The following is a 12,019-nucleotide window of genomic DNA, read 5'->3' on the forward strand; positions in this document are numbered from 1 at the left end:
CACCGTTATCGGCAGGCGTCTTGCGACCGCCTCTACCAAAGCCCCCGCCGCCCTACAGTACTGGGACGGGCTCCAGCGCGCGTTCGCCCGCCAGCGCGCGGGCCTGCTGCTCCGCGTTGTTCGCCAGATCCACCTCGCCACGCCGTGTGTAAAGCGTCCACGCGAACCACGCAACGCGGTAATCGACCGCCGCATAGGCGTCCAGCTCACCCAACACCGCAGTGGCATCGTCCAGTCGGCCGGCGTCCATCAACACCCGCGCACGCAGGAGATTGGCGCGAACCCGCTCGCTGGGACTGCCGTCACGATTGGCAACGGTCAGCGCGGTATCGGCCGCCTGCAAAGCGCGGGCGCTATCGCCAAAGCGTGCCTCCATCGCCGCAAGCGACCAGGCAGACGCCACCTGCAACGCCTGCTGCGGTGGCTGCTGCGCGTCGTATCGGGTGACCCAACGCTGCGCCGCCGCACGACTGCCCGCCGCCTGCACCGCAACGACCAAGGTCGCCGACTCCAGGGTTTCGGCCAGGTCCGGCAGCCGGGCGGCAAGCCTGCCCGCACCGGCCTGGTCACCGCGCGCCAGGGCATCGGCCATCTGCAGGCGCACAAGCGACTGGCCGGTCATGCCCGATGTCGGCATGGCCTTCAGCAGCTCACGCGCGCGCACCAGCTGCCCATTGGCCAGCGCCACCTCGACCTGCGCGGTGCGCGCCACGGCCAGCAACCGGGGATCTTCCACGTGCTGCAGCAGTTGCTCGCTGCGCTCCACCGTGCGCGCCGCGGCAGCCGGTTGCACCACCGCCAGTTCGGCGTTCGCCTTGGACACCAACGTAGCAACGAAATAGTCGTAGACCTGGTAGCGCCGGAACACTTCAGCGGCGCTGTCGAACTCCTGCGTTGCCTGCGGCCAGTGATTGCGCAGTGCCTCCAGCCGTCCAAGGTTGGACCCGACCATCGCCGCCGACACCACATCGCCACTGCGCTGCATGGCAATCCGCGCATGTCCCAGGTCGGCCACGGCGGCATCCAGGTGGCCCAGCTGAACGTGCGCCACGCCACGTCCGTTGTAGGCATTGCCCAGCAGGCTGACATCCTGGGTGGACGCGGTTGCCTTCGCTGCTTCCAACGCGTCGCTGTAGTGGCGCTTGGCCTGCTCTGGCTCACCGTCACGCAACGCCACGGCCCCGAGCCCCATCAGGCCCTTGGCGCGAACCCCGGGTTCATCCGCGCCAGCCAGCGCCAACGCGCGCTGGAACGAACGGGCGGCGGCCTCCATGTGCCCGGCCCGGTACGCCAGCTGGCCTTCGCGCACCAGCAGTATCGGGGTGCCACGCAGCCCCGCCGGCGCGGCCTCGATCTGCGTCCGTGCGGCGTCCAGCTGACCGGCATCCAACTCCGCGTCGATCCGCCTCAGGTGTTCCTGCACCGCCGTGGGCACCGCCGCGGCAGGTGCTTTCCGACCCACGCGACGCAACCAGCTGTCGGTCGCGACGGCCATCGCCTGCAGCGCGGTATCGCCGGTGCCCTCCACGCTGATGTCGTCGTCGCGGCCCACTGAACGCAACTGCACGCGCCACTGCGCCCCGACCCGACGCGCCGTGGGCACGATCAACCAGCGTGCATCGCTGCGGATCCGCAGGTCGCGTAGCGCGGACGGGTCCGTCGCGGTGGGCGAACTGCGCTGCAACACGGCATCGAGGTGCAGCATCTGGTCGGTCGGGGCTACCAGCAGGCGGGCCGATCGCAGCCGCTCGGCGGCATATTCCATCGCCCCCAGCCGTACCCAGCTCAGCTCGGAATTCACCGGTTCCACGCGAACGGGCAGTACGGCGACGCGGTTGTCGATGGCCTCCACCTCGGCCGTGCCGGCCGCATGCTGCAGGTACCACACCCCTGCCGCGCCCAGCCCAAGGATCAGCACCAGCGCCAGCACAACAACCACCCGCCCTGCCCGCCAACGCGGTCTCCGCACCGGGGTAACCACCGTAACAGGTGCATCCGGCTCGGCAGGTGCCGGCACGGGCTCCATCACCTCAACCGTGGCCTGCCCGTCCACTTCTTCCACCTCGGCCACCCAGCGGTAGCCGAAGCCGGATACGGTCCGGATCACCGCCTGGCGGTCGCCGGCATCGTCCAGTGCCTTGCGCGCCCGGCGCAGGGTCTGGGTGATCACCGTGTCACTGACCTCCGCGCGCCCCCACACCGCCGATACCAGCTCGTCGCGGCCGACCGCACGTTGCCGGTGCGCGACCAGGTACACCAGGCATTCCAGCGACTTCAGCGGCAACGCGACGCGCTCACCGCAGCGGGTGAGTTCGCGTCCAGCAGGGTCCAGCACGAAATCGCCGAATCGATAATGGATAAGGCGCATCGGCCAGATCTGTCACACACGCAAACGGGGGGACCATCCTACGACAGTCCCCCCGAATTCAGGTCAGCGTGTGTGCTCAGTTCACCTTGACCAGCAGGCGCGCCCCGCTGGTGTCCTCGGTGGCCGAGATGGCCAGTGCATAGCGGCCCTGCGCGGGGTTGGCGACCGACACGGTCTGGTTGACCCCCGGCCGCGCCGAGCTGCCGACGTTGCCGTTCGGCAGCGGGTCCATCTCATAGCCCAGCAGCAGCTGCATGCCGCCACGTCCGCCATAGGTGGTGATGTCCAGGCGGGTGCTGCCAGCCGGTACGTCGATGATGTACAGGTCGCGCTGGCCGGCGCTCATTGCCGGCAGCAGCATGGCGCTGCCCAGCGGTGCCGGCGTGCCGTCAATCGGCTGGCCGAAGGTCCGGGCCCGCGCCACGGCCGCTTCCGCGTCCAGCAGGCCGCTGCCGTTGGGCTGGCTCTGCTTGACCGGGAACGCGCGTGCGGTGGCCTTGAGCAGCCCCTCCACCTGTGAGGGCGTCAGCGGCTGCGCGGCCACGCTCTGCATCAGCGCCACCACGCCGACCACATGCGGGGTGGCCATCGAGGTACCGGTGTAGCCGGCCATGATGTCGTTGCCGGGGACGGTGGTGCCGTCGTTGAGGGTGGACCAGATGTAGCCGTTCGGGTTGCCTTCGGTGCCAGCCCCACCCGGTGCGGCCAGGTCGATGCCGGGCCCGTAGTTGGAGTAGCTGGCGCGCTGGCCGGCGTAACCGGTCGCGCCAACAGTGACCACATTGGCGCAGCTGGCGGGTGCATGCCCGACCACGGGCGCGTTGTCGTTGCCGGCGGCCACCACGACCACGGTGCCGAGGCCGACGGCGGTGTTGATTGCCGCCTGCGTGTCCGGATCGCATTCATGCGCGCCGCCCAGGCTCATGTTGATCACCTCGGCCGGGTTGGCATTGTCCGGCACGCCTTCGACGTGGCCACCCGCCGCCCAGACGATGGCGTCGTTGATGTCGGAGGTGTAACCACCACAGCGGCCGAGCACGCGCACCGGCACGACCTTGGCGTTGTAGGCGATGCCGGCCCCGCCCTTGGCGTTGTTGGTGACCTCGGCAATCGTGCCGCTGACATGCGTGCCGTGCCAGCTGCTGTTGCTGGCCGGCGCACCGGTGCCGCATTCGTTCACCGCGCTGTAGTCGCCGATGTCCCAGCCGCCGGGGACGCGCTCGTCGGTGGCACGGTGCGAGACGAACGCATCGGAAATGAAGTCGTAGCCGGGCAGCAGGTTGGCTTCCAGGTCGGCATGGTGGGTGGCCCCGGTGTCGATGACGGCCACCACCACTCCGGTCCCGGATGCGCCGGCCCCCCAAGCGCTGGTGATGCGCGCGCCACCGGCACCGGTGCCGTAGTGCCACATCTGGTGCGTTGCCAGCACCGGGTCATTGGGCAGGTCCGCGCGGTGCATCAGGCGGTCCACACGCACGCTTTCGACATTCGGGTCCGCGGCAATGGCGCGCATCAGCACTTCGGCCTGGCTGCGGTCGAGGCGCTGCGAGGCGCGCACCACGTGCTGGCCCCGGAAGGTGCCGCGGACGGTCTTGACCTGCAGGGCAGCGCTGCTCTGCTGCCCGGCCAGGCGTGCGCCCATCTGCGGGCGGGCACGGCCGGCGGCTGCATCGAGTGAACGCTGGCGGGCGGCCGGCTGGGTGCGCTCGGCACTGCCGGCCTTGTAGGACACGATGAAGCGCGGCGACACGGTGGCGTCCTCCAGCGCGGTCAGGTCAACGCTGCCGGCAAAGGCGGGTGCGCAGGCACCGGCAATCAACAGGCTCAGAACGGAACGGCGAAGCATCATGGTGAATTTCCTGGAAGATGTGAGGGGTTACAGGTCGATGCCGAAGCCAACGCCGGCCGAGCGGTCATCACTGCTGAAGGCACCGCCGATGCTCATCGAGACACGCTCGCCAATGGCCTTGGAGTAGCCGACCGACAACGCGCTTTCGCCGTTCTGCCAGCCCACGCCGGCCGCCACGCGACCACGCGGGCTGCGCGAGTTGGCGGCATTGATGGCCATGTTCATCATGGCGCTGCCCATCGCGCCCTGGCGGTCCAGGCGCTTGTCCTGCAGGTCGAGGCGACGGTTCACGTCGTCGCGCAGGCCGCTGAAGCTGTCGTTCAGACCCGCCAGGCTGGCGTCGGTGTAGGCGTTGGCGCGACCCAGGGTCTGGGTGGCGGTGGTATCGGTGTAACTGTTGGCCGACGCCAGCGTGTCCGCGTCGCCTTGCTGCACCTGCGCCACGTTGGTGGCATCGGTGGCGGCGGTACCGGCGGCGACCTGGGTCAACCGACGCTGCTGGGTGGCATTGCCGACCGACACCGTGTTGGCCTCATCGGCAATGGAGCCCTGCCCCAGCGCGACCGAGCCGGACGCGGTGGCGTGGCTGTCCGCGCCGACGGCGACCGCATTGTCCGCACTGGCATCAACCAGCGCGTTGCTGCCGACCGCCACGCTGTTGGCCGCCTGCACGTTGGCTCCGTTGCCGACGGCGGTGTCGTTGGCATCGGTGGCGTTGGAGCCCGTGCCGAGCGCCAGCCCATGACCGTTGCCCGGCGACGGCCCGTGTCCCGGCGGATTCGGACCCTGCGCTTCCAGCGCGCTGACCCGCCCGCTCAGGCCGTTGAAGGCCGCATCGATGGCATTGAAGGTGCTGCCCACATTGCTGAAGGAGCCGCCCTGGAACGTATATACCGGTGCGCTGATCCCGCCAGTGCCCACCGCGGCACCGCCGCCCAGCGCGGTGGCCACGCTGTCGAGCTGGCTGCCCAGGGTGCCGCCGACATCGGCCACCACCGCATCCAGCTGGCTCTTGTTGACCGCGTCGGTAGCGTTGACCGCATCGGCCACGTGCACCACGCGACGCTCTGCGCCGGCACTGCCGACGGCGACCACGCCGTCTTCGTCGGCCACGCTGTTGGCACCCAGCGCCACGCTGTTGTAGCCGGACACGTAGGTTCCGCTGCCGACAGCCACGCCGTCTGTGCCGTCCACCACCGCCAGGCTGCCGATGGCCACCGCATTGTCCGCACCGGCAAAGCTGTTGTAGCCGCTGGCCACGCTGTACCCGCCCAGCGCGAACGCATTAGTGCCGCTGGCCAGGGCCGACTCACCGGCGGCATAGGCGTAGGTGCCCAGCGCGGTGGCGTTGGCGGCCACCGCCTGGCTGCCCGCACCGAAGGCGGCACTGTGCTCGGCCAGCGCCTGCGAGGCGCTGCCCACGGCGGTGCCTTCCACGCCCGAAACCAGGCTGCCGGTACCCATCGCCAGCGCCGAGGTCTCGGTGGCCTGGGCCCCGGTGCCGAAGGCGATGGCATTGCTGGATTCGCCGCCGGCACCGGCCGCGGTGCGGGCGTCCTGGCCGAAGGCGATGTTGCCGGTACCGGTGTAACCGTCGGCGTAGGCGTTCTCGCCAATGGCGATGTTGCGGTGCCAGGTGGCGATGGCCTGGTCGCCCAGCGCGATGCTGGCCTGGCCGTACGCGACGCTCTGCGTGCCAATGGCAATCGCGTCAGCGTCGGCCGCGGTGGATTCGCGGCCGATCGCCACGCTGGAGCGCCCCGCGGCCTGGGCGTAGAAACCGCCGGCGTAGGAGCCGGACACCACGGTCGGGTCGACGCTGTCGTAATTGCGGGTGATGCTGCTCGGGCCTGGATGCTCCGTATCGCGGTCACCGGTCGCGGCGGCTGGACCGATGGCGGTACCGTAGTTGCCGAAGGCATAGGTGCCACTGCCGAATGCAGCCGCACCCAGGCTGGTGGCGAACGCCTTGCCATAGGCATTGGTGATGCCACCCGGCCCGCGCGGGGTGCCCCCAAAGGCCTGCGCCCAGTCCAGCCAGCCGCCCACCGCCACCGAACCGGTGCCCAGCGCGTAGGACATATAGCCCATGGCGGTGGAATACGGGTTGTAGGCGATGCTGGTGTAGCCCACGGCCGTGCCGGGCCCGCGAATCGACTGCGCGTTGGCGCCGATCACGGTGTTGTTCTGGTCGGGCTGCCAGTTCGGACTGTAGCTGATGTAGAGGTAGTCGCCGCCGGTGCCGGCACCGGCACCAACGACCACATTGTTGTTGCCCTGCGAGCGGGCACCGTTGCCGATGGCGATGGAGTTCGACGCCGCCTCGCGCGTGGTCACGCCCGAGAACGTGGTCCAGCTGCCGTTGTAGGTGGTCACGCCCTTGTTGCCGTCCACCGTGGCCCCGTTGCCCAGCGCGATCGAGCCGCTGCCGTTCACGCTGGCTCCGTTGCCGATGGCAACCGAGTTCTGGGCCGGCCCCTGCACCAGCGTTTCGACCTTGGTGATGACGCCGTTGGCGTCTTCGCTGAAGCTCACCGAGCCGTTGATGGCGCGCACGGACGCCCCGGTGCCCATGGCGATGTCGTTGCTGCCGTTGGCGCTGGCCGAGGTGCCCACGGCAATGGAGTTCACGCTGCTGCCGGGCGCGGTGCTTGCCTCGGTGGTGGTCGCGCTGGATTTGTTGGTAGGCGGCGTGTAGGTGGTGGTCGTGGTGGTCGTGGTACCGGCATGCACCGCGCCCGCCTGGTTGCCGATGGCGATGCTGCCGGCGGTGGCGGTGACCGCACGCACACCAATGGCGGTGCTGTTGTCGCCCAGCGCCTGGGCGGCAGCTCCTACGGCGGTGGCATTGGCTCCCTGCGCCCAGGTGACCTCGTTCGGGTCGACCAGGCCGTCTCCGTCCAGGTCCAGCCAAGAGCCCATCGCGGTGCTGTGGTCACCGCTGGCCTGGGCGGACGGACCGCAGGCCAGCGCGTCGCTGCCGGTGGCGGTGCTGTCCACGGGCAGCGGAGTGCCGGCGTCATCGACCAGCTGGCAGTTCACTCCGGCATACGCCGGCAGGGACAACACGGTCAGCAGAGCGGCGGTGAGGGCTTTGCGATGCAGGGTGTGCGTGATCGGCAGCATGGTCGGGCTCGGGTTGGGAAGCCCCTAGAACGCCCCAACCCGCCCGGCCTTGCATGACCCGGTGATGACATTGGCGTCATCGATGGTGTCAATCCGGTGACATTAGTGACATTGCAGTGAAATCCGGCACGCAACGCGCGGGATGTTGGGGGTGTCGGTAGAGTCGCACGACAGTCGACTGCCGATAGCGGTGCAACAGGCGGTGGGGCATGACCTTTGATCCGAGGCGTCCACCCGGTTGGGTCCATGCGTCAATGCACCGATCGTTGTTATCGGCAGGCGTCTTGCGAACGCCTCTACCAATCCCCACCACCCCGCTTCTGTCAGGGCGGCAAACCGGTCGCGGTAACCGTGCAGGCGAACGTCACCTGCACGGCGCTGCCGGCGGGCAGCGAGGGGATCGCCACCCCGCCTCCAAACAGGCTGGCGGCCGGAATGGTGCCCGGGCATGTGGACCCACCGGTCGCCGCACAGGTGCCGGGCGTGGTGCAGCTCAGCCCCGCACCCGGGGTGTCTGTCAGCACGGCATTGCTCGCGTCCGCCGCCCCAACGTTGCTAGCCGTCAGGGTATAGGTCACCGTGCCGCCACTGGCCACCACGGCAGGGGTAACCTGCTTGCTGAGCGTCAGATCGGTGATCAGCGTATTGGTGAAGGTGCATTGCAGTGGGGTATCCGGCTGAAACGCCGTCGCCGGGATCGTCAGTACATTCCCACTCAGGCTGCCGATGGGACCGGGTGTTCCGCTGGATACGCAACTGGCCGCGGCCAAGGTAAAGCCCGGGGCCGGGGTTTCAGTGATAAGTACCGGCTGCTGGTCGTCGGTGACGATGAACACGTTGGGCGACTGGGTGGGCGTGTCGGCCGCCACCGTTGTGACGCTGTCAGCGCTGCCATTGAGATTGGTCATCGTGAACGAGAACGTGCCCACCCCGCCCTGGCTGACTTTGGACAACTGCACCGTCTGCGCCTGCGCCCAGGGCGAAACAAGCAGGCATGCCGCCAGCAGCAGACCGCCGCACACGCGTACCAACACCCGCTGTAGATTCCCGTGCTGCTTCATCATGCCCTCTCAGTAAGTCCCGACCATGTTCAGGAACCAGCCCTTGTGGTCGTAATCGAAATCGGTGAGGTCGTCACTGAACTGGGTGAAGTTGTAGCCCACGCCCAGACGGAAGTTCTGCCCGATGTCGCGATCCACGCCAATCAGGAAGCCCGACTGCGTGCCGCCGTCCTTCACGTCCAGCCAGCGGTACTCACCCAGCGCGTACCACTTCTGTTTCAACTGGTAGCGGGCCTGCAGCACGCTCAGGGTGGTGGCCGAGTCGAACCACGGGCCGCTGCCCCGCCCCAGCCGCACTTCGCCCTCGCGCCGGGCCAGCTTGGTGGCGAACTCCCACTGCGTGTCCAGCTTGTACACGCCTTCGAATGAGAGGATCTGGGTCTTCTGGTCCTGGTCTGCCCCACCCAACTGCGCTTCGGTGGCCAGGTCATACAGGTAGGTATAGCGCCCGAACAGCGCCCAGCGCTGGCTGTTCCACGGCCGGTAGGCAAAGCCCACGTTGGCCTCCCAGAAGCGTGCGCCGGCCAGCGCGTTGAGTTCATCGGTGGTGCGTGAGTAGTTCAGCCGCGCGGCGATGCGCCAGCTGTCGTTGAACTTGTGGGTCAGCCGGTTGGTGGTCACCCACTGGGTGCGGCGCTCGCTGCCGCTGTCCTTGCGCCACTCGATCTTGCTGCGCCAGTCGGTGTCGACCGAGGTGCGTCCGCCGCTGATGCTGACCGCATCGCGATTGACGTGCCCCCCATCCACGGTGTCCAGCTCGCCGGACTGCAGGGTGAAGCCCAGGTTCCAGCCCTGCGCGGGGTAGAAGTCCATGCCAAAGGTATGCGCCAGGCCGGACTGATCCGGCTCCTTCAGGAACTGGCTTTCGTTGTACAGGTTGGTGCGGTTGCTCAACCGCCAGCGCTGGCCCAGGGTCCAGCCATTCTGCCGCGTCGGGTTGAACAGCGATTCGTACTCGGTGGTGTCGGTGGAGTACGTGTAAGCGCCATACAGCGAGTGGTCGTTGTCCAGTTTGTACTCGGCATCCACGGTGGCCGAATCGCCGCGGTCGCCGGTGCTGACCTCGGCCCCAACGCTGGCACGGTCACCCAGCAGGTACTCACCGCCGACCGCCACCGCGTTGTTGTCCTCATAGCGGCCGCCGTCATCGTCCAGCGTGGCCTGCACCAGCCCATACAGTTCCAGCGTGTTTCCGAACTGGTGGCTGTACTTCACCGCGCCCAGCAGCCCGGCCACCGGATCGCTGCTGGAGCCCTCCTCGACCCGGCGCAGTTCGCCGCTCAGCGTGTTCCAGTCATCCGGCCGCCACTCCAGGCTGGCCTGGGCCTGGGTGAACTGCTCCGGCCCGCTTTCAGCCTTGCTGTAGCGGGCGTACATGCCCAGCTGCTGGGTGATGCGGCCCAATACCTCGGCACCGTATTCGGTGACCTCGAAGCCGGTGTCATGGCGGGCGATGGAATAACCCGGGTCGGTGTTGCGCCACCAGGCACCGCCACTCCAGTCACGCTTCGTCCAGCCCAGCTCACGCAGGTTGATCCGCCCTTCCAGCGCCTGCGCGTCGCCCTTGCGGTTGGGCTCGGTGCTGTTGGCCTGGATGAAGGTGAAGCCACCGTTGTCGGAGAAGAACGACGGCACCCCGAACGATTCGGTATGCGCGTACTCGGCCTTCAGGTAGGTGCCCTTGCCGGCCTGCAGGGTCACGTCACCGGCGGCCAGGGTGTAGTCCTGGCCGTCGCGGTTCTCATCCACGTAGGTCACGCCCACCCCGACGTGGTCGCCAAACCACTGCTTGCCGCGCACGCCGGCGGTGAGCTCGCCATCGTCGAAACCGGAGGGCAGCCACTCATAGTCCACCAGCAGGCGCTGCTCGTAGCCGTCCAGCGGCGAGTCGCGGGTCAGCGTGGGTACGTTCTCGCGGGTCACCTGTGACAGTGGCCGGGTCAGCAGCAGCCGCCCCTGCATCTCGTCGATCTCATAGTCGGTGCCGCGCTGCAGGGTGATCCGGTTCTCCACCCGCCCGGTGGTGCGGTCGCGGATCTCCAGCACCACCTGGTCCGAGCCGGGCAGGATGTCGGTATTGCGCAGGTAGTACAGGCTGCCACCGGTGCCGATGAACTCGTTGTGGCCGGGCGCGGTCTGCTCCTGCGCACCGAACAGGCGCAGGGTGCTGCGCGGGTCACCCCACGGGTTGATCGCCTGCGAACGCCAGCTCAGCGCCCCGCCATACAGCGAGCGCACGTACTGCGCGTATTCGGTGCCGGTCATGCCGGTGGCGAAGTTGCCCCACAGCGCCTGGTTCTTGTCCCAGTCCACGCGCAGGTAGAAGCGGCCCATGCTGTCCACGTCGCGATAGGTGGTGGAATCGTCGCCGTAGGTCGGGTAGTACAGGTCCGGGTCGAGCCGGCGGAAGATGTCCTGCGGCCAGGCTTCGGTGAAGCCGTCGAACAGATGCTCCAGGTCCTGCTCGGTCGTGTCGGCCTGGGCGGTAACCAGATATTTGCCGTGCACCTTGCCCTTGCCGTAGAACGCCAGCCGGCCATCGCTGATCACATCGTCGGCGTAGCGCTCCTCCACCGCGAAGGGTGCCACCGAGCCGCTGACGCTGTTCTGCGCGATGGTCACGTCGGCCAGGCCCACGCCGAAGAAGTACTTGCCGGTGACGTTGACGTCCAGCGCATGCTGCTGTTCCAGCCCGTCGCGGCCACCGCGCACGGCGATCTCGAACCGATGCTGCCCGACTGGCACCAGATACTCGGCGACGAACTTGCGCTCCATGTCGACCGGGTAGCTGTCGCCGTTGATGGTCAGGCTGGTGCCGTCCGGCAGGTCACGTCCGGTGATGCGGATGCGCGAGCCATAGATGGGAATGTTCTGCAGGCGCAGGCCGTTCTCGGCAAAGGCGGTGTCGATCAGGCTCTGCTGCAGCGCCTGGTCCAGGCCCAGCGCGGTGCCCTGACTGCGTTCCACACGGGTGCGCAGGCCGCTGAGCTGGCTGTCGGCCTCGATCGGGCGCACCAGCTGCAAGGTGTGCGGCACGGTCTCGTCATAGATGCCGTTCGCCCCGTGCGCGCGCACGATGTAGACCAGCTGGTCGCCGTTGCGGAACGGCTCGTCATCCGGCAATGCGCCGTCCCATTCGAGCTGGCTGACCGCGGCAACCTCCACCGGCACCGTGACCAGCGGCGCGATGCGATCAACATCGGTGTTGCGGAAGATCAGGATCTCCATCCGCTCGATGAAGTCGCTGTAGTTGCCGCGCACGTAGAATGGCACCGGTTTTACGATGCGGCCGCCTTCAAACGCCACCAGCGACGGGGCGGAGACCGACAGCTCGGGCTGACCGAGGTTCGGATCCTCGGTGGCCCAGATCACCCCGCCACTGGGCAGCCGCAGACTGAAGCGACCGGTGGCGACCGCACGCCCCGGTGGCGGCTGCGAGACGGTGACGCGGCGGTCCGGTTGCAGCGCCTGCTCACCGGAGCGCGCGCTGGTGCCCTCGGTCACCGGTTGCTGCTCGCCCTTGCTGCGGATGCGTAGCAGCACGCCCTCGCCTCCGCGGCATTCCTGCTCGGTGCAGCGCACAGGCGCCGGTTCGGCGGGCTCGGCCTGCTGCGC

General features: G+C 68.3%; 5 protein-coding genes. All 5 read right to left on the reverse strand.

What is annotated here, in order from left to right; genetic code table 11:
- Positions 1-52: 52 nt before the first annotated feature.
- The 5 genes from RT551_RS12990 to RT551_RS13010 all read right to left on the reverse strand — a co-directional run bounded on the left by RT551_RS12990 (position 53) and on the right by RT551_RS13010 (position 11,947).
- Entirely contained in the window at positions 53-2,368 is a 2,316-nt protein-coding gene (locus tag RT551_RS12990) for a winged helix-turn-helix domain-containing protein (protein ID WP_313459313.1), read from the reverse strand.
- 76 nt (positions 2,369-2,444) lie between these two features.
- Positions 2,445-4,217 (reverse strand): S8 family peptidase, encoded by a 1,773-nt coding sequence (locus RT551_RS12995; RefSeq protein WP_313459316.1) that lies wholly within the window; start codon positions 4,215-4,217, stop codon positions 2,445-2,447.
- Positions 4,218-4,244: 27 nt separating this feature from the next.
- Complete coding sequence (locus tag RT551_RS13000) at positions 4,245-7,343, reverse strand: YadA-like family protein (protein WP_313459319.1); 3,099 nt, start codon at positions 7,341-7,343, stop codon at positions 4,245-4,247.
- A 323-nt stretch (positions 7,344-7,666) separates the two neighbouring features.
- Positions 7,667-8,407, reverse strand: a complete 741-nt coding sequence (locus tag RT551_RS13005) for a hypothetical protein (RefSeq protein ID WP_313459322.1) — start codon at positions 8,405-8,407, stop codon at positions 7,667-7,669.
- Between the two features lie 6 nt (positions 8,408-8,413).
- Positions 8,414-11,947, reverse strand: a complete 3,534-nt coding sequence (locus RT551_RS13010; protein WP_313459325.1) for a TonB-dependent receptor — start codon at positions 11,945-11,947, stop codon at positions 8,414-8,416.
- Positions 11,948-12,019: the final 72 nt, after the last annotated feature.

Origin of the sequence: Stenotrophomonas sp. (assembly GCF_032103445.1) — a bacterium.
Lineage (GTDB): Bacteria > Pseudomonadota > Gammaproteobacteria > Xanthomonadales > Xanthomonadaceae > Stenotrophomonas.